This is a genomic window from Ramlibacter alkalitolerans, from assembly GCF_016722765.1.
Classification (GTDB): Bacteria; Pseudomonadota; Gammaproteobacteria; order Burkholderiales; family Burkholderiaceae_C; genus Ramlibacter; species Ramlibacter alkalitolerans.
In genome coordinates this window covers 96,505-112,715 of the sequence record NZ_JAEQND010000005.1, presented here as the reverse complement: position 1 = coordinate 112,715, position 16,211 = coordinate 96,505, and the positions used below count along the sequence as shown (strand labels likewise).

The 16,211-nt window shown below is 63.5% G+C and carries 25 protein-coding genes and 1 tRNA gene; 22 read left to right on the top strand and 4 right to left on the bottom strand.

Annotated elements, in window-relative coordinates; translation table 11 throughout:
• Positions 1-2 precede the first annotated feature (2 nt).
• The 17 genes from rplE (at position 3) to JI746_RS09885 (ending at position 8,471) form a co-directional block, all read left to right on the top strand.
• A complete protein-coding gene (gene rplE / locus JI746_RS09965; RefSeq protein ID WP_201689026.1) occupies positions 3-542 on the top strand; it encodes a 50S ribosomal protein L5 in 540 nt (179 codons plus the stop codon).
• Positions 543-552: 10 nt separating this feature from the next.
• Entirely contained in the window at positions 553-858 is a 306-nt protein-coding gene (gene rpsN, locus JI746_RS09960; RefSeq protein ID WP_201689025.1) for a 30S ribosomal protein S14, read from the top strand.
• A gap of 21 nt (positions 859-879) precedes the next feature.
• Positions 880-1,275 carry a 30S ribosomal protein S8 gene (gene rpsH / locus JI746_RS09955; RefSeq protein WP_201689023.1) on the top strand — a complete coding sequence of 132 codons (396 nt, stop codon included), beginning with the start codon at positions 880-882 and terminating at the stop codon, positions 1,273-1,275.
• A 17-nt stretch (positions 1,276-1,292) separates the two neighbouring features.
• Positions 1,293-1,826 (top strand): 50S ribosomal protein L6, encoded by a 534-nt coding sequence (gene rplF / locus JI746_RS09950; protein ID WP_201689022.1) that lies wholly within the window; start codon positions 1,293-1,295, stop codon positions 1,824-1,826.
• An 11-nt stretch (positions 1,827-1,837) separates the two neighbouring features.
• Complete coding sequence (gene rplR / locus JI746_RS09945; RefSeq protein ID WP_201689514.1) at positions 1,838-2,203, top strand: 50S ribosomal protein L18; 366 nt, start codon at positions 1,838-1,840, stop codon at positions 2,201-2,203.
• A gap of 19 nt (positions 2,204-2,222) precedes the next feature.
• Positions 2,223-2,744 carry a 30S ribosomal protein S5 gene (rpsE, locus tag JI746_RS09940; protein WP_201689021.1) on the top strand — a complete coding sequence of 174 codons (522 nt, stop codon included), beginning with the start codon at positions 2,223-2,225 and terminating at the stop codon, positions 2,742-2,744.
• A gap of 14 nt (positions 2,745-2,758) precedes the next feature.
• Positions 2,759-2,947, top strand: coding sequence for a 50S ribosomal protein L30 (rpmD, locus tag JI746_RS09935; RefSeq protein WP_201689016.1), 189 nt, complete (start codon positions 2,759-2,761; stop codon positions 2,945-2,947).
• Between the two features lies 1 nt (position 2,948).
• A complete protein-coding gene (gene rplO, locus JI746_RS09930) occupies positions 2,949-3,380 on the top strand; it encodes a 50S ribosomal protein L15 (protein WP_201689014.1) in 432 nt (143 codons plus the stop codon).
• Positions 3,381-3,405: 25 nt separating this feature from the next.
• Positions 3,406-4,725, top strand: coding sequence for a preprotein translocase subunit SecY (gene secY, locus JI746_RS09925; RefSeq protein WP_201689012.1), 1,320 nt, complete (start codon positions 3,406-3,408; stop codon positions 4,723-4,725).
• A gap of 2 nt (positions 4,726-4,727) precedes the next feature.
• On the top strand, positions 4,728-4,946 hold the full coding sequence (gene infA, locus JI746_RS09920) for a translation initiation factor IF-1 (protein WP_201689010.1): 219 nt from the start codon (positions 4,728-4,730) through the stop codon (positions 4,944-4,946).
• A gap of 27 nt (positions 4,947-4,973) precedes the next feature.
• Positions 4,974-5,087, top strand: a complete 114-nt coding sequence (rpmJ, locus tag JI746_RS09915) for a 50S ribosomal protein L36 (RefSeq protein WP_011481465.1) — start codon at positions 4,974-4,976, stop codon at positions 5,085-5,087.
• A gap of 22 nt (positions 5,088-5,109) precedes the next feature.
• Positions 5,110-5,475, top strand: a complete 366-nt coding sequence (gene rpsM, locus JI746_RS09910) for a 30S ribosomal protein S13 (protein ID WP_201689009.1) — start codon at positions 5,110-5,112, stop codon at positions 5,473-5,475.
• Positions 5,476-5,494: 19 nt separating this feature from the next.
• Positions 5,495-5,899, top strand: a complete 405-nt coding sequence (gene rpsK / locus JI746_RS09905) for a 30S ribosomal protein S11 (RefSeq protein WP_193675917.1) — start codon at positions 5,495-5,497, stop codon at positions 5,897-5,899.
• Between the two features lie 148 nt (positions 5,900-6,047).
• Entirely contained in the window at positions 6,048-6,671 is a 624-nt protein-coding gene (gene rpsD, locus JI746_RS09900) for a 30S ribosomal protein S4 (protein WP_201689004.1), read from the top strand.
• 125 nt (positions 6,672-6,796) lie between these two features.
• Entirely contained in the window at positions 6,797-7,786 is a 990-nt protein-coding gene (locus JI746_RS09895; RefSeq protein WP_187075652.1) for a DNA-directed RNA polymerase subunit alpha, read from the top strand.
• 187 nt (positions 7,787-7,973) lie between these two features.
• The gene (gene rplQ, locus JI746_RS09890; RefSeq protein WP_201688999.1) at positions 7,974-8,375 is read left to right on the top strand and encodes a 50S ribosomal protein L17; all 402 of its coding nucleotides are present in this window, start codon (positions 7,974-7,976) and stop codon (positions 8,373-8,375) included.
• Between the two features lie 19 nt (positions 8,376-8,394).
• Positions 8,395-8,471 (top strand) — tRNA-Met (locus JI746_RS09885).
• On the opposite strand, the gene JI746_RS28360 is transcribed toward JI746_RS09885, so the two are convergent.
• From JI746_RS28360 to JI746_RS28355, 4 genes are all read right to left on the bottom strand, one after another.
• Positions 8,428-10,164 (bottom strand): recombinase family protein, encoded by a 1,737-nt coding sequence (locus JI746_RS28360; RefSeq protein ID WP_408004092.1) that lies wholly within the window; start codon positions 10,162-10,164, stop codon positions 8,428-8,430. The two genes, JI746_RS09885 and JI746_RS28360, sit on opposite strands and share 44 nt — an antisense overlap.
• A gap of 673 nt (positions 10,165-10,837) precedes the next feature.
• Entirely contained in the window at positions 10,838-11,296 is a 459-nt protein-coding gene (locus JI746_RS09870; protein ID WP_201688997.1) for a gamma-glutamylcyclotransferase family protein, read from the bottom strand.
• 230 nt (positions 11,297-11,526) lie between these two features.
• Complete coding sequence (locus JI746_RS09865; protein ID WP_201688995.1) at positions 11,527-12,186, bottom strand: hypothetical protein; 660 nt, start codon at positions 12,184-12,186, stop codon at positions 11,527-11,529.
• Positions 12,187-13,160: 974 nt separating this feature from the next.
• Positions 13,161-13,346, bottom strand: coding sequence for a DNA-binding protein (locus JI746_RS28355; RefSeq protein WP_201688993.1), 186 nt, complete (start codon positions 13,344-13,346; stop codon positions 13,161-13,163).
• 124 nt (positions 13,347-13,470) lie between these two features.
• Here JI746_RS28355 and JI746_RS09855 point away from each other — a divergent pair, with 124 nt between their 5' ends.
• The 5 genes from JI746_RS09855 to JI746_RS09835 all read left to right on the top strand — a co-directional run bounded on the left by JI746_RS09855 (position 13,471) and on the right by JI746_RS09835 (position 16,210).
• Positions 13,471-14,064, top strand: coding sequence for a hypothetical protein (locus JI746_RS09855; protein WP_201688992.1), 594 nt, complete (start codon positions 13,471-13,473; stop codon positions 14,062-14,064).
• Between the two features lie 37 nt (positions 14,065-14,101).
• Positions 14,102-14,305, top strand: a complete 204-nt coding sequence (locus tag JI746_RS09850) for a hypothetical protein (protein WP_201688991.1) — start codon at positions 14,102-14,104, stop codon at positions 14,303-14,305.
• A gap of 559 nt (positions 14,306-14,864) precedes the next feature.
• The gene (locus JI746_RS27630; RefSeq protein ID WP_236599734.1) at positions 14,865-15,053 is read left to right on the top strand and encodes a LexA family protein; all 189 of its coding nucleotides are present in this window, start codon (positions 14,865-14,867) and stop codon (positions 15,051-15,053) included.
• Positions 15,054-15,218: 165 nt separating this feature from the next.
• Positions 15,219-15,656 (top strand): HAD domain-containing protein, encoded by a 438-nt coding sequence (locus tag JI746_RS09840; RefSeq protein ID WP_201688990.1) that lies wholly within the window; start codon positions 15,219-15,221, stop codon positions 15,654-15,656.
• Positions 15,617-16,210, top strand: a complete 594-nt coding sequence (locus tag JI746_RS09835) for an HAD domain-containing protein (protein WP_236599733.1) — start codon at positions 15,617-15,619, stop codon at positions 16,208-16,210. Before JI746_RS09840 ends, JI746_RS09835 begins: the two co-directional genes overlap by 40 nt.
• The last annotated feature ends 1 nt before the right edge of the window (position 16,211 follow it).

Here is a 16,211-nt window from a genome sequence, read left to right as displayed (position 1 = left end):
CCATGTCCCGTCTGCAACAACACTATCGCGAGAAGGTCGCTCCGCAGCTGACCGAGAAGTTCGGCTACAAGTCGCCGATGCAGGTGCCGCGCATCACCAAGATCACGCTGAACATGGGCGTGAGCGAGGCGGTGGCCGACAAGAAGGTCATGGACAACGCCGTCGGCGACCTGACCAAGATCTCCGGCCAGAAGCCCGTGGTGACCAAGGCCAAGAAGGCCATCGCCGGCTTCAAGATCCGCGAAGGCCAGGCCATCGGCACGATGGTCACGCTGCGCGGCCAGCGCATGTACGAATTCCTGGATCGTTTCATCACCGTGGCCCTGCCGCGCGTGCGTGACTTCCGTGGTGTGAGCTCGCGCGCCTTCGACGGCCGCGGCAACTACAACATCGGCGTCAAGGAACAGATCATTTTCCCGGAAATCGAGTACGACAAGGTCGACGCCATCCGCGGCCTGAACATCTCGATCACCACCACGGCGAAGACGGACGACGAGTGCAAGGCACTGCTCGCCGGCTTCCGTTTCCCGTTCAAGTCCTGATAGGTGCACTGTGGCAAAAACTGCTTTGATCCAGCGTGAACTGAAGCGTGACAAGCTGGTCGCCCAGTACGCGAAGAAGTACGAAGAGCTGAAGGCCATCTCCAACGATGCCAAGAAGAGCGACGACGAGCGCATGAGCGCCCGCCTGGCGCTGCAGAAGCTCCCCCGCAACGCGAACCCGACGCGCCAGCGCAACCGCTGCGAGCTGACCGGCCGTGCCCGCGGCACGTTCCGCCAGTTCGGCATCGCGCGCCACAAGATCCGCGAACTGGCCTTCTCCGGGGACATCCCCGGGATCGTCAAGGCCAGCTGGTAAGCGCAGGCAGGAGATTCAGATATGAGCATGAGTGATCCCATCTCCGACCTGCTGACGCGTATCCGCAACGCGCAGATGGTCTCCAAGGCCACGGTGTCGGTGCCCTCTTCCAAGGTGAAGGTGGCCATCGCCCAGGTGCTGAAGGACGAGGGTTACATCGACGGCTTCCAGGTGAAGACCGACGGCAACAAGACCGAACTCGAGATCGCGCTGAAGTACTACGCCGGCCGTCCCGTGATCGAACGCATCGAGCGCGTGAGCCGCCCCGGCCTGCGCGTCTACAAGGGCCGCGACGCGATCCCCCAGGTCATGAACGGCCTGGGCGTCGCCATCGTGACCACGCCCAAGGGCGTGATGACGGACCGCAAGGCGCGCGCGACCGGTGTCGGTGGCGAAGTGCTGTGCTACGTCGCCTGACCGGAGGAAACTGACAAATGTCCCGAGTCGGAAAAATGCCGGTCGCCGTCCCCCAGGGCGTCGACGTGGCCATCAAGGAAGACCAGATCAGCGTCAAGGGCGCGGGCGGCACGCTGCAGCTCGCCACCAACAGGCTGGTCAAGGTGAACAACGAGGCTGGCAAGCTGACCTTCGTCCCCGCCGACGAATCGCGCGAAGCCAACGCCATGAGCGGCACCATGCGCCAGCTGGTGAACAACATGGTCCAGGGCGTCACCAAGGGCTTCGAGAAGAAGCTGACGCTGGTGGGCGTGGGCTACCGGGCCGCCGCCCAGGGCAACAAGCTGAACCTGCAGGTCGGCTACTCGCATCCCGTGAACATCGAGATGCCCGCCGGCATCACCGTGGCGACCGCCACCCCGACGGAAATCGTCGTCAAGGGTGCCGACCGCCAGCGCGTGGGCCAACTGGCCGCCGAGATCCGCGCCGTCCGCCCGCCCGAGCCGTACAAGGGCAAGGGCATCCGCTACGCGGACGAGAAGATCACGATCAAAGAGACGAAGAAGAAGTAAGGAGCATGACGATGTTGACCAAGAAGGAACAGCGTCTGCGCCGTGCGAAGCAGACCCGCATCCGCATCGCCACGCAGGGCACGGCCCGCCTGACGGTGAACCGGACCAACCTGCACATCTACGCGAGCCTGATCTCCGGCGACGGCTCCAAGGTGCTGGCCACCGCTTCCACCGCGGAAGCCGAAGTGCGCTCGCAGCTGGGTGGTTCGGGCAAGGGCGCCAACGTGGCGGCCGCCCAGATCATCGGCAAGCGCATCGCCGAGAAGGCGAAGGCCGCCGGCGTCGAGAAGGTCGCCTTCGACCGCGCCGGCTTTGCCTACCATGGCCGCGTCAAGGCGCTGGCCGAGGCCGCCCGCGAAGCGGGCCTGCAGTTCTAACGGACACGGGATAAGCAACATGGCACGAGTGCAAGCGAGAACCCAGGGTGACGGTCCGGAAGACGGCCTGCGGGAAAAGATGATCGCGGTGAACCGCGTGACCAAGGTGGTGAAGGGCGGCCGGATCCTCGGTTTCGCCGCGCTGACCGTGGTCGGTGATGGCGACGGCAAGGTCGGCATGGGCAAGGGCAAGTCCAAGGAAGTGCCCGCGGCCGTGCAGAAGGCGATGGAAGAAGCCCGCCGCAACATGGCCAAGGTGTCGCTGAAGAACGGCACCCTGCACCACATGGTGCTGGGCCAGCACGGCGCCGCCCGCGTGATGATGGCCCCGGCCCCCAAGGGCACCGGCATCATCGCCGGCGGTCCGATGCGCGCCGTGTTCGAGGTGGTGGGCATCACCGACGTCGTGGCCAAGAGCCACGGTTCGACCAACCCCTACAACATGGTCCGCGCCACGCTCAACGCGCTGCGCAACGCCACCACCCCCGGTGATGTGGCGGCCAAGCGCGGCAAGTCGGTCGAAGAGATCTTCGCCGCTTAAGGAGTCGCAGACAAATGGCGAACGAACAGAAGAAGACGGTGAAGGTGCAGCTGGTGCGCAGCCCCATCGGCACCAAGACGGACCACCGCGCCACCGTGCGCGGCCTGGGCCTGCGCAAGCTGAACTCCGTCAGCGAGCTGGAAGACACCCCGGCCGTGCGCGGGATGATCAACAAGGTCGACTACCTGGTGAAGGTGATCTGACATGGAACTCAATACCATCAAGCCCGCCGACGGAGCCAAGAAGCCGCGTCGCCGCGTCGGTCGCGGCATCGGCTCCGGCCTGGGCAAGACGGCCGGTCGCGGCCACAAGGGCCAGAAGTCCCGTGCGGGCGGCTACCACAAGGTCGGTTTCGAAGGCGGCCAGATGCCGCTGCAGCGCCGGCTGCCCAAGCGCGGCTTCAAGTCGCAGAGCCTGAAGTTCAACGGCGAGGTCACGCTGGCCTCGCTGGAGAAGCTGGGCGCTGCCGAAGTCGACCTGCTGTCGCTCAAGGCCGCCGGCCTGGTTGCCCAGAACGTGAAGACCGTCAAGGTCATCAACACGGGCAGCCTGAGCCGCGCCGTCAAGCTGACGGGCATCGGTGCGACCGCGGGTGCCAAGGCTGCCATCGAGGCGGCCGGCGGCTCCCTGGCCTGAGCACTGCTGACCTAGAAAGGCTTCCGTGGCAACCAACGCAGCCCAGATCGCGAAGACCGGCAAGTTCGGCGACCTCCGTCGCCGGCTCGTCTTCCTGCTGATGGCATTGGTGGTCTACCGCGTCGGCGCGCACATCCCCGTTCCTGGCATCAACCCCGACCAGCTCGCGCAGCTGTTCAAGGGCCAGCAGGGCGGCATCCTGAGCCTGTTCAACATGTTCTCGGGTGGCGCGCTGAGCCGGTTCACCGTGTTCGCGCTGGGCATCATGCCCTACATCTCGGCCTCGATCATCATGCAGCTGCTGACGTACGTCCTGCCGCAGTTCGAGCAGCTGAAGAAGGAGGGCGAGGCCGGCCGGCGCAGGATCACGCAGTACACCCGCTACGGCACGCTGGGCCTGGCGATCTTCCAGTCGCTGGGCATCGCCATCGCGCTGGAAGGTTCGGCCGGCCTGGTGCTGAACCCGGGTTTCGGCTTCCGCCTCACGGCGGTGGTGACGCTGACTTCCGGCACGATGTTCCTGATGTGGCTGGGTGAGCAGATCACCGAGCGCGGCCTCGGCAACGGCATCTCGATCATCATCTTCGCCGGCATCGCCGCGGGCCTGCCCAACGCGATCGGCGGGCTGCTGGAACTGGTGCGCACCGGTGCGATGGGCCCGATCGTTGCCATCTTCATCGTGGCGATCGTGTTCCTGGTGACGTGGTTCGTGGTGTTCGTCGAACGCGGCCAGCGCAAGATCCTCGTGAACTATGCGCGCCGCCAGGTGGGCAACAAGGTCTACGGTGGCCAGTCCTCGCACCTGCCGCTGAAGCTGAACATGTCCGGCGTGATCCCGCCGATCTTCGCCTCGTCGATCATCCTGCTGCCGGCCACGGTGGTGGGCTGGTTCTCCACGGGCGAAGGCATGCGGTGGTTGAAGGACATTGCCAGCACGCTGAGCCCCGGCCAGCCGATCTATGTCATGCTCTATGCCGCAGCGATCGTCTTCTTCTGCTTCTTCTACACGGCGCTGGTGTTCAACAGCCGTGAGACGGCGGACAACCTGAAGAAGAGCGGTGCGTTCGTCCCGGGCATCCGTCCGGGCGAGCAGACGGCGAAGTACATCGACAAGATCCTGGCGCGCCTGACGCTCGCCGGTGCGATCTACATCACGTTCGTGTGCCTGCTGCCGGAGTTCCTGATCCTGAAGTACAACGTTCCGTTCTACTTCGGCGGGACTTCGCTGCTGATCATCGTGGTCGTCACGATGGACTTCATGGCGCAGGTCCAGAACTACCTCATGAGCCAGCAGTACGAATCTCTGCTGAAGAAAGCGAACTTCAAGACGTCGCTCGGTAGCTGAACGTGTCGAAGGATGATGTCATCCAGATGCACGGGGAGGTGGTCGAAAACCTCCCCAATGCAACCTTCAGGGTGAAGCTGGAAAACGGGCACCTGGTGCTCGGACATATTTCGGGAAAGATGCGGATGCACTACATCCGCATCCTGCCGGGTGACAAGGTCACCGTGGAATTGACGCCCTACGACTTGTCGCGGGCACGGATCGTGTTCCGCAGCAAGTAGGCGGACTGGGAATTTAGGAGAACACAAATGAGAGTTTCGGCTTCCGTCAAGAAGATCTGCCGCAACTGCAAGATCATCCGCCGCAAGGGTGTCGTGCGCGTGATCTGCACCGACCCGCGTCACAAGCAGCGCCAGGGCTGACAGACAGATTTAGAGGACAGACATGGCACGTATTGCTGGTATCAACATCCCGCCGCATCAGCACGCCGAGATCGGCCTGACGGCGATCTTCGGCATCGGTCGCACCCGCGCCCGCAAGATCTGCGAAGCGGTGGGCATCGCCTATTCCAAGAAGATCAAGGACCTGTCGGACGCCGACATGGAAAAGATCCGCGACCAGATCGCCCAGTTCACGATCGAGGGCGACCTGCGCCGCGAGACGACGATGAACATCAAGCGGCTGATGGACATCGGCTGCTACCGCGGCTTCCGTCACCGCCGCGGCCTGCCGATGCGCGGCCAGCGCACCCGCACCAACGCCCGCACCCGCAAGGGTCCGCGCAAGGCTGCGCAGGCGCTGAAGAAATAAATCCGGAAGAGAGTAAGACATGGCCAAGGCTCCTGCCAACAACGCCGCGCAGCGTGTGCGCAAGAAGGTCCGCAAGAACGTGAGCGACGGCGTCTGCCACGTGCACGCGTCCTTCAACAACACGATCATCACGATCACCGACCGCCAGGGCAACGCGCTGTCCTGGGCCTCCTCGGGTGGTCAGGGCTTCAAGGGCTCGCGCAAGTCAACGCCGTTCGCTGCCCAGGTGGCTTCGGAAGTCGCCGGCCGCGCCGCGATGGAGCAGGGTATCAAGAACCTGGACGTCGAGATCCGCGGCCCCGGCCCGGGCCGCGAATCGTCCGTGCGTGCGCTGGCCGCGCTGGGCATCCGCATCACGTCGATCTCCGACGTGACGCCGGTCCCGCACAACGGCTGCCGCCCGCAGAAGCGCCGCCGCATCTAAGGCGCAGCAGCCCGTCCCCGCATGGCGGGTCGGGTACCCCGTCATCCCCGCGCAGGCGGGGATCCAGGGTTTCAAGCCCACCGCTGGCGGCTCCGGCCCCCAGCTCCCGCGGCATCAGGCCGCGGTAGTCATTTGAAGGAAAGTAAAAGTGGCACGTTATCTCGGCCCCAAGGCCAAGCTCTCCCGCCGTGAAGGCACCGACCTGTTCCTGAAGAGCGCCCGCCGCGCCATCAGCGACAAGGCCAAGTTCGACTCCAAGCCCGGCCAGCATGGCCGCACCTCCGGCCAGCGCACGTCCGATTTCGGCCTGCAGCTGCGCGAGAAGCAGAAGGTCAAGCGCATGTACGGCGTGCTGGAGCGCCAGTTCCGCCGCTACTTCGAGGAAGCCGACCGCCGCAAGGGCAACACCGGCGCCAACCTGCTGTTCCTGCTGGAAAGCCGCCTGGACAACGTGGTGTACCGCATGGGCTTCGGCTCCACGCGCGCGGAAGCCCGCCAGCTGGTGAGCCACAAGGCCATCACCGTGAACGGCAAGGCCATCAACATCCCGTCGTACCAGGTCAAGGCCGGCGACGTGGTCGCGGTGCGCGACAAGTCCAAGAAGCAGAACCGCGTCGTCGAGGCCCTGCAGCTGGCCACGCAGGTCGGCATCCCGGCCTGGATCGAGGTGAACGTCGACAAGGCCGAAGGCACCTTCAAGAAGGTCCCGGACCGCGACGAATTCGGCGCCGACATCAACGAATCGCTGATCGTCGAACTCTATTCCCGTTAAGGGACACGACGAGGCCGCGCCCGCGCCCTCGTCCCGCGAAATTCGTATTCCCGGCACGGGGCACCGCGACCGGGCCCCAGCCTTACCGGCGTAACGAGCCGGGGGTATTGAGAGGAAAGTCCTGCATGCAAACCAACCTGCTGAAACCCAAATCCATCAACGTGGAACAGCTTGGCACCAACCGCGCCAAGGTGACCCTGGAGCCCTTCGAGCGCGGCTACGGCCACACGCTGGGCAACGCGCTGCGCCGGGTCCTGCTCTCGTCGATGGTCGGGTATGCGGCGACCGAGGTAACCATCGCCGGCGTCCTGCACGAGTACTCGTCGATCGACGGCGTGCAGGAAGACGTGGTGGGCATCCTGCTGAACCTCAAGGGCGTGGTGTTCAAGCTCCACAACCGCGATGAAGTGACCCTGTCCCTGCGCAAGGACGGCGAGGGCGTCGTCACGGCCGCCGACATCCAGACCCCGCACGACGTCGAGATCATCAATCCCGACCACGTGATCGCCACCCTGTCGCAAGGCGGCAAGATCGACATGCAGATCAAGGTGGAGAAGGGCCGCGGCTACGTGCCGGGCAACGTGCGCCGCTACGGCGACGAGCCCACCAAGTCGATCGGCCGCATCGTGCTGGATGCGTCGTTCTCGCCGGTCAAGCGCGTGAGCTACACGGTCGAAAGCGCCCGCGTGGAGCAGCGCACCGACCTGGACAAGCTGGTGATGGAGATCGAGACCAACGGTGCGATCACCGCCGAAGACGCCGTGCGCGCCTCGGCCAAGATCCTGGTCGAACAGCTCGCCGTGTTCGCGCAGCTGGAAGGCTCCGAACTGGCCGCGTTCGACGCGCCGGTGCAGCGCAGCTCGCAGCAGTTCGACCCGATCCTGCTGCGCCCGGTCGACGAACTCGAACTGACGGTGCGTTCGGCCAACTGCCTGAAGGCCGAGAACATCTACTACATCGGTGACCTGATCCAGCGCACCGAGAACGAGCTGCTCAAGACCCCGAACCTGGGTCGCAAGTCGCTCAACGAGATCAAGGAAGTCCTGGCTTCCCGCGGTCTCACGCTGGGCATGAAGCTCGAGTCCTGGCCGCCGGCGGGTCTGGACAAGCGCTGAACTGCAACTTCAACTTCGTAACGCAAAAACCGCAAAAGCTATGCAGAAACCGCAGAAGAAGATCTCGGAATCTCCCTTTTGCGGCTTTGCGAAACCTTCGCGGCTTCTGCGTTGAAGACCCGTATTTCACAGGTGACCCCGCAGTACCTGATCCGGCTGCGGCACACATAAGGAAAGGAAAATCACCATGCGCCACGGCCACGGCCTTCGCAAACTCAATCGCACCAGCGAGCACCGGCTCGCGATGCTGCGCAACATGATGAATTCGCTGATCGAGCACGAGGTCATCAAGACCACCGTGCCGAAGGCGAAGGAACTGCGCCGCGTCGTCGAGCCGATGCTCACGCTGGGCAAGGAACCCACCGTCGCCAACAAGCGCCTGGCCTTCGACCGCCTGCGCAATCGCGACAACGTGACCAAGCTGTTCAACGAACTCGGCCCGCGCTACAAGGCGCGCCCGGGCGGCTACACGCGCATCCTGAAGATGGGCTTCCGCGTCGGCGACAACGCGCCGATGGCGCTGGTCGAACTGGTGGACCGTCCCGAGCCCACGGAAGCCCCTGCCGGTGAGCAGGGCGCTGCCGAATAAGCTACAATACAAACACTGACGCGCGGTGGAGCAGCCTGGTAGCTCGTTGGGCTCATAACCCAAAGGTCGCAAGTTCAAATCTTGCCCGCGCAACCACATTTCCTAGCATCGGGCCGGCTGGTTCAGCCGGCCCGATTTCTTTTGCACTGTCGTTGCGGCGTGTCCGTTTGCTCTGCAGAGAGAGCAACCCCGCCACGTGACCGGTGAGCCGGATTTCCACGGCGCCGTTTTCCACGGGTCGCACGGTCGCTTCACCGACCAGACTTGAGAGTAGATGGCGCACTTCAGCTTCGGACCCTGCCAACAGGACCGGCAGCTCCCTGAGAGCGGCAATAGCACCCTCTCTCAGCTGCAACAGGTCCTCCTCGGTCACGGGCCGCTGAGACCGCAAACGTGTGATTTCGGCCCGGGTGGCAGCTGCTTCGGCCTCGAGGTCAGCCAGTCGCTTGGCAACGCTCGCACTTGCGTTGCCAGCCTCGATGAATGCCAAGCAGCCCGCGATTCCCTTCTCCGTTGCCCCCAGCGACTTCGTGAGCTTGCTCAGAGCATGAGAGTCCGTACCGGCCCGTTGTGTGTACTCCTGGGCGACCAGCTCGCAGAACCGCTCGACAGCAGACGGCGAAAACAGCTGCGCCTGCAAAGCCTCGAGCACCTCTCGCTCGGCCAAGCTCCGACTGAACTTAACTGCGTTACTGCATGCCGACGTACCCCGGTTGTGCCGCGCGCTGCACCCAAACCTGTCCCGGCCGGTTGACGAAACCGGACCGCCACAGACGCCACACCGGAGCAGTCCTGTCAGGATGTACTTGCCATCCGCCCCACTGCGCGCAGCAGGATTGGCTAGGGCCTTTCGGATAGCGTCACCCTTCTGGGCTGTGCGCGCCAAGCGCCCTTGAACGGCCGCGAAGAGGTCATCGTCAATGATGCGCAGCTCTGGAGCAGAGACTCTCGTCCACTTGGACTCGGGAATCCGCATCTTCACTCTCTTACCCCTCCCGGAGTCACGCAAAAACTGGGAACGGCCCCAGACCACCTCGCCGCGATAGATGGGATTGTTGAGAATTCCACTCAGGTCGCGCTTATCGCCGTAGATTGCGTTTCGGCTCCACAGGCCATTCCGCGGGCCCTTGACTCCTCGCGCGTTCAGGAGTTCGGCAATGGCCGCAGGGCTGTGACCGTCCGCGAAGAGTCCGTAGATTTCTCGCACGACCTCGGCTTCAACTTCGTTGATGATTCTTCGACACGCGTAGTCGCCAGATTTCGCGCCCGGAGCTTCCACCCTTTCCGTCTTGTATCCGTAGACGGCACCTCCTGCACTCAATCCAGAAACGATACGCCCTTCTTGGCCGCGCCACGTGGCCTCCCCCAACGCATCGGAGTAATGCTCGTTCATCAGCCCCTTGATACCAGCGGTGAGCTTCGACCCGCGCGCGGCAGAGTCCCAGCCGTCCGCGACGGCGATAACCCTGATGTCGAGAATGCGCAGTCGGTTCAAGACGCTGCTCTGGGTACCCACGTCCCGAAATATCCGGCTCAGGTCGTCCACGAGCAAAACGTCGAACTCCCCGGCCTCTGCAGCCAGCAGCATGGCTTGGTACTGCGAGCGCTCAGGGTTCCAACCCTTCAGCGCTTCGTCCGCGTACTGCCGTATCACGGTGAGTCCCTCGTCCTCGGCGCGTCGAGTGCAGCGACGCACTTGGTCGATGATTGAAGTCTGTCGTTGCGCGTCGGAGCTGTACCGCGCGTATACGACTGCGCGGACGCCTTGAACAGTCTGGGTCAAAGTCATGGAGCCACCTTACATGTCAGGGCGAAAGTGCGCCAGCGAAAGATGATTGAAGGTGTGAGCGCAATCACACTTCACGTGAACGGTCTGGTCGCTCTAAAGCAACCGGCGCAACCCGTCTAAAAAGCCTCGTTCGCTTTACGGGGCATGAATAAGCATTCTGTACACCGAACCCCGTGCGCAAGACCCGTGCCCTCCGAGTTGGACCTGCTTCTCCGACTGCTGGCGAAGAAGTTCGTGGCGCAACTAACTACTCGACAAATGACGTGACCGCGACGCTAGGGGAGCCCAGCTAGACCTTCTCGAGTAAGACTGTGAGTTTGTCGACCACGCCGGTGCCAAGGCGATTCAACCGCCTCGGCATGAGCAGAGAACCACATCGGCAGGCCCCGTTCGGTTCGGGAAGTCCATCAAGAGTCGACCGTCGATAGGGCGAGCCAGGACGACTCGCAGCACTTAGTGCGATGTCGATGTATGCGCTGGGCAGGTACTCGGTCGCCTCGATGCAGCGCGTAAGGAGCGTCCGCACCTCGTCGGCAGTAATCCCACTGGCTGGTCGTGCATCCGACTGCATAGAACGTATACACGCTTAGGGAAGTCCGCCGGAGACAAAACGACGGCTTAACGCGAGGGCCAATATGTCAAACGGGCTGGCGTGGGGCGGCACATGCGCAGACTAGGTCTGCTCCTTGATGTTCGCGAGCGCCTGCTGGTACTCCTGTGGCAGACCCCACTTGCGCGCGCCAGCGGTGATGAGGCCAAGGTATTCCGCATTCGGCGCGTCCTCGTTTGCCGCCTTGGTGAACACCTCATAGGTAATCGCATCCAGCAGCTGGCCGTCCGTGGAGACGACCTGCACGTTCTTTCGCACGTACGCAGGAGGATTCATGTGCACGCCCTCATGCTTATCGAGTGCGGCCAAGTCCGCATCGGACATCTCGAACACGACTCCCCAAACGGCCTCGTCCGCCGTGGCCACTACGTCAGCCACCCCACATCCGCGCTTCGCCGAACGCCGCGTGAATGCAAGTCGGTAGCCGGGCAACTTCGCCACGCAGACGAAGCGATGAGACGGACACCTCTGCGCGATTTGCTCGTCTGACATGTTGGAGCCGTATGCGAAGTACTTGGGCATGGGGCAATTCTCATCCACAGACAGGTTGGCGGTGGCACGCCGAAACCAGCGCGCAAGCATTACAGCCGCCTGCATTCCTTTCGAACTGGAGGGCGGGCGCATCGGAGTGGCACTGGGCGACCGCAGCCCGGGATGCGCAGCGGGGCGCGGCGTTCGCATCCGCAGGTACGCGCATCCGCGCCTGACACGCGCCTTTTCGTTCGCGCGAGGTCCCGAGTTCCGGCCGTGCTCTAAGACAAAGCTGGCCGCTCCACTACGCCGTCGTCAGACGCGAACTCCTCCGAGGCATTCTCAATGTGCTTTCGAGCCTCTTTAACCGAGAACCGCTGTAGCCGGCGGCCCCTCTCCGCCTCAAGGTATGCCTTCTTGAAATCCTCGAAGTTTTCGCTCCCGTGCACCGCCTGGTGAATCGCCGCCACCGAGTCACTGAGCTCTCTCTCGGCTGAGCGGAGGCGCAGCTCCAGCGCAAAAATGTACCGGCCGGAGTCCTTACCCAGTTGCTCCTGCCACTGTCGCAAGGTGCGGCTTTCGTCCTCGATTTCACAAGTAGCAAACTCGACCGCTTTCTCGCGCCGCACCTTGTCCGCCCATTCCACTGGCGTCGTCACTCTTCGGATGTCTTCCTCCCGCCGGCGGGCCATTACCTGCAGGCGAGGTTGGTTGATGGGGTCTGCCACGAAATCCTCCACCGCCTTGAGCGCCCAAGGCGGGCAGTTGCGGCTGCTGACCCGGCCAGGAGGCATTAGCCAAGCCTGAATTGCGCGGACGGAGACCTTCGCCCCAGGTGTGTTTTCTTCGATGACATGAGCCACCACATCGGTTTCGCCCCCGAAGCAGTTGTGCACCAAGTCGAACAGCCTGTTTCGGCGAGCCAAAGCGTCAGGGTCCATCGTTGCACCTCCTGTATTCCGCACATTGTGCGCGCACAATGTGCGAACCGTCAAACAGGCCTCCTTGGCGCCGGCTGTGGCGCAGCTCTGGGCCAAGCACGGTGGACGACAACGGGGACGGCTACTCCCGCTGCGGGCGTATGCAGCAGATGACCAAAAGGCGGTCACGCAGCCTTTCAAATCAATGACTTACGCGCGCGCGGCGCCAATTTGAGCGTTTTGTAGACGATTGTAGAAGCGCGTAGAGCTTGTTTCTCCATGTGAAATACCCCGACACCCTCAAGGCCGGGAGAACGTTCGCCGGCCCGAGTGCTCACCCCGGCACTTCGGCGGGCAGTCGCCGTGAGCCGGGCCAGGCGCTGCTGGAAGGTGACCTCGGGGCCGAGGGGCGTGTAGCTCCCGGAGGTAGTCATGCAGTTGCGGAGCTGAGACGAACCGCGCCTGAAATTCAGACGTCACGCCGCAAGAGAGAGCGTTCCAACGAGAAGCTGCGAGCACCAGCACGAACGTCGACCGCTCACCGCCCTCCTAAAGTGAACACAGTGACGCCTCTCCTAAAAAGAGTCCCGTGCTAGACGAGGTTCGCTCAACACACTGAGAAAGGACCCCTATGTCGAAGGATTCGTGGGAAGCACAAGAGAAAGCGCAGTTCCGCGCGGAAGAAGGCGAGGAGTTGCGTTGGCTCGAAGACATGCGTCTCGGAGACAGGTTCCCCCTGCTCTGGCCGGGGTGCGCCTGCTAACCGATGCATCACTTTTTGGAACGGCACGGGTGTCGTACGCAGACGGAACGACTTCAGAAGTGCTCCAGCCGGAAGGACCCGAGGTGCAGCCCCGCGTTGCGGTCGTGTCGTGATTTCGGTCTGCGCAGCGGACTTGCGTTCACGAGGCTGTGCCGTTCCAGCTCGCGTGGACCTGACAGGCGGTCAAGAGAAGAACGGCGGCCGGTGGCCGCCGTAATCAGATGATGACGTTCTATTTGGACCGGTACCCAAGTGCGCGCAGGTGCTTGATGATGGTCTCATAGCTGCCGTGCCCAAGCTCGAGGCGAACATTGGTCGGCCCAATACGGCGTCCTTGCGCCATGAGCGCCTCACATGCGCGCCGAACTTCTTCCTCCGTCACTCCTGGTCGTCCTCTGCTTCGCTTGCCTTCACTCATGTCGATGTCCACGGAAAGCCGGCGCATCCCGGCTCTGCGTGTAGCTACCCGCACCGACGTGGGCCTGAGGAATTTCGTAATCGAAATAGTTGCGATAACTCGGGCTCGCGGAGAAGATTGCCGCATGCCCACCAGGAGAGCGAGCCAGTCGGCAAGCGTCAGCACCATCATTTCGGCCGCGGAGCAGCAGGGGCTGTTGTTCGACGGCGAACTCGGCCCGCCCTCCGCTGGCGAGGCCACCGGTTCGAGCGACGGCGTTTGGAGCATCCGTTCTTTGGTGCCGCGCGCCGCGCTGTCCTTGTTTCTCGGCGAGGAGCGCCCCTGCGTAATGACCTCCGATGCTCTGGGGCTCGGGGACGACTCCTACTGGGTCATCGGCTATCAGGTCGCAGACACCCAGCACCGGTTTGTCTTGCCGCTCGTGGGAGCGCAGGTCGCCGAGATGCTCGAGAGCGTCAGTTCCAAGGGAATTGTCTTGCAGCTTCGCGCGGACGGCATTGAGACCCAGCACCATGCACGACTAGATGTTTCGCGCGAACTTGCCGCTGCCTTGAGGGCCAAGCACACGCATGACACTTCACCAGCCACTGTGCTGCCGGCAATGTTGCTCACGACGGCAGGGTTGCTGCGGCCGCAATCGCTACGGCCGGCGCACGGCACTCCCATCCCTAAGAATGTGTCCGTCACGGGAGTGCTACCGCTGGACGTGTGGTCGTGAGAATGCGAGGCCACGTTTTGCATGAGAGCCACCAGTCATGCTTAACCTGAACGACCCGATAACGCTCCAAGCGCTGCTTGAGACTGTGGAACCATTGCAGGTGGTGCCCGTCGATTCCAGGATGCAGTTCTTCCTTGGCGGCAAGGGCAGTCTCGGAGGGCTGACGCCGCTGCAGACGCTTGAGCGTCCAGAACTCCGCACGAAGGTGCTGGACGTGGCGCGCGCCTACGCTGAGAGCTGAAGCGCGCACCAAAGACGTCCGAGGCACAGATGCCGCTATGAATATGTGCCACAGGCGACGCGGGCAAAGACAACAGCGGGGCTCGATAGCCCAAGCCCGTCTGCGCCCGTTTTGGAAGGTGCTCGCCAACACTGTGCATACAGTTCCCTCAACGAACGAGCATTCGTCGCGGAGACCACGATGGCCAGCACTCAAACCGACACGCAGCACCTCAAGCGCCTGAGGACATTCTGGAAGCGCCACCACGCGTTTCCCTCCATCGCCAAGCTGTGCGACGTTGTCGGCCTCTCGTCGACGGCCAGCGTGTTCGACATGGTCACCCGGCTGAAGGACGCCGGGTACATTCAGCGCGTCGAAGGCCGCATCGCTCCGACACTGCGCTTCTTCGGCCGCCCACTGATAGGTGCCGTGCGCGCTGGCGTGCCGCACCCCGCGCCAGACGATGACGAGTTCGAGGTCCTCACCATTGACCACTACCTAGTGCCGGACCCGAACAGGACCTTCCTTGCGAAAGTCAAAGGTGCCTCGATGCGTGATGCGAGCCGTCCTGGACGGCGATATGGTGGTCGTGCAAGAGAACTGTCCGACGAAGGTCGGCGACATCCTCGTGGCGGTCATCGACGGCCAGGTGACCGTGAAGTACCTGCGCCAGCGGCCGGACGGCCGCTTCTACCTGCAGCCGGCAAACCCCGCGTTCGCGGACATCCTGCCGGGGGGGGCGAGCTCGAGATTCTGGGCGTCGTCGTAGGTCAGGTCCGAGCGTACCGGGGGTGACCCGCCTGACCACCTCCCATCCGCGGCCGTAAGGCCGCCTACAGCCAGCTGACTGTGGCCCTTGCGAGGTACACCGGGACAGCTTTTGCCTGAAACCTGTGACTTCAGCCCGCACGCGCCGGGCGCAAGGGAGCACTGCATGCGTGTGCTTTTTCTCGATTTCGATGGCGTCCTGAGCCGTGCGGGGACGGAGGACGAACAGGTCCAGTATTTCGTTTGGCTGCCGCTCCTGGCCCAGCTGCTGGCGCCCTGGCCCGACGTGTTCGTCGCAGTGCATTCGACGTGGAGGTACACGCACACGCCTGCGGAACTGCGAGACCTGCTCGGCCCGCTCGGTGAGCGCTTCATCGGGTGCGTTCCCCGTGGTCAGCGCGCCGAGAGCATCCGGTGGTTCGTGCACGCCAACCCGCGTATCCACAGCTACCTCGTTCTCGATGACGCGCCCGGCGAGTTCCCGAGCGATATGGGCGAACGACTGGTGGTCTGCCAGCCGCATGTAGATGTCTCTGACCCTGAGGTCCAAGCACGAATTTCGGCTTGGCTGGCTACTCCGCAGCCTTCGGTGGCGGCGAAATGAAGAGGCCAAAGGGCCGCGGGGCGCCGCTGCTGTACCTCGATTTCGACGGCGTCCTGACGCACGAGAACGTGCTGTGGCACCCGAGGCGAGGCGCATACCTGCAGGCTCCCGAGCGGTACCGCCTTTTCCAGCATGCGCCACTCCTCGACGCGATGCTGCAGCCGTATCCAAACATCAAGGTGGTGCTGAGTACCTCCTGGGTCCATCAGTATGGGTGCACCGGCGCGGCCAAGCGGCTACCCCCGGGCTTGCGTGTACGCGTCATCGGAGCCACGTTCCACTCCCGAATGCCGCTCCAGGGCTTCGCGCTTCTTCCGCGCGGCGAGCAGGTCACCGAAGACGTTCTGCGACGCCGACCTGGTGCCTGGCTGGCGCTAGACGACGACCCGCTCGGCTGGCCCACTTGGGCGCAGCCGCACTTCCTGCAGACGGACCCCTATGAAGGCATCAGCCCGCCGCACCTGCAAGACGAACTGCGCGAGCGCCTCGCGCTTCTCGCGGACCTGAAACCCCCGTCGGTGTTCCCTACCCATCCGCCATTTCAGGAGGAGTAGC

Excerpts from the sequence above, each read along its gene's own strand:
- rpmJ (WP_011481465.1), top strand. The coding sequence starts at position 4,974 with ATGAGAGTTTCGGCTTCCGTCAAGAAGATCTGCCGCAACTGCAAGATC.
- rplQ (WP_201688999.1), top strand. The coding sequence starts at position 7,974 with ATGCGCCACGGCCACGGCCTTCGCAAACTCAATCGCACCAGCGAGCAC.
- JI746_RS28355 (WP_201688993.1), bottom strand. The coding sequence starts at position 13,346 with ATGAGTGAAGGCAAGCGAAGCAGAGGACGACCAGGAGTGACGGAGGAA.
- rplE (WP_201689026.1), top strand. The coding sequence starts at position 3 with ATGTCCCGTCTGCAACAACACTATCGCGAGAAGGTCGCTCCGCAGCTG.
- rpsK (WP_193675917.1), top strand. The coding sequence starts at position 5,495 with ATGGCCAAGGCTCCTGCCAACAACGCCGCGCAGCGTGTGCGCAAGAAG.
- rpsH (WP_201689023.1), top strand. The coding sequence starts at position 880 with ATGAGCATGAGTGATCCCATCTCCGACCTGCTGACGCGTATCCGCAAC.
- JI746_RS09840 (WP_201688990.1), top strand. The coding sequence starts at position 15,219 with ATGCGTGTGCTTTTTCTCGATTTCGATGGCGTCCTGAGCCGTGCGGGG.
- rpmD (WP_201689016.1), top strand. The coding sequence starts at position 2,759 with ATGGCGAACGAACAGAAGAAGACGGTGAAGGTGCAGCTGGTGCGCAGC.
- rplF (WP_201689022.1), top strand. The coding sequence starts at position 1,293 with ATGTCCCGAGTCGGAAAAATGCCGGTCGCCGTCCCCCAGGGCGTCGAC.
- rpsM (WP_201689009.1), top strand. The coding sequence starts at position 5,110 with ATGGCACGTATTGCTGGTATCAACATCCCGCCGCATCAGCACGCCGAG.
- rplO (WP_201689014.1), top strand. The coding sequence starts at position 2,949 with ATGGAACTCAATACCATCAAGCCCGCCGACGGAGCCAAGAAGCCGCGT.
- JI746_RS09870 (WP_201688997.1), bottom strand. The coding sequence starts at position 11,296 with ATGCCCAAGTACTTCGCATACGGCTCCAACATGTCAGACGAGCAAATC.
- JI746_RS27630 (WP_236599734.1), top strand. The coding sequence starts at position 14,865 with ATGGTGGTCGTGCAAGAGAACTGTCCGACGAAGGTCGGCGACATCCTC.
- JI746_RS09855 (WP_201688992.1), top strand. The coding sequence starts at position 13,471 with ATGCCCACCAGGAGAGCGAGCCAGTCGGCAAGCGTCAGCACCATCATT.
- rplR (WP_201689514.1), top strand. The coding sequence starts at position 1,838 with ATGTTGACCAAGAAGGAACAGCGTCTGCGCCGTGCGAAGCAGACCCGC.
- JI746_RS28360 (WP_408004092.1), bottom strand. The coding sequence starts at position 10,164 with ATGACTTTGACCCAGACTGTTCAAGGCGTCCGCGCAGTCGTATACGCG.
- JI746_RS09850 (WP_201688991.1), top strand. The coding sequence starts at position 14,102 with ATGCTTAACCTGAACGACCCGATAACGCTCCAAGCGCTGCTTGAGACT.
- JI746_RS09865 (WP_201688995.1), bottom strand. The coding sequence starts at position 12,186 with ATGGACCCTGACGCTTTGGCTCGCCGAAACAGGCTGTTCGACTTGGTG.
- rpsE (WP_201689021.1), top strand. The coding sequence starts at position 2,223 with ATGGCACGAGTGCAAGCGAGAACCCAGGGTGACGGTCCGGAAGACGGC.
- JI746_RS09895 (WP_187075652.1), top strand. The coding sequence starts at position 6,797 with ATGCAAACCAACCTGCTGAAACCCAAATCCATCAACGTGGAACAGCTT.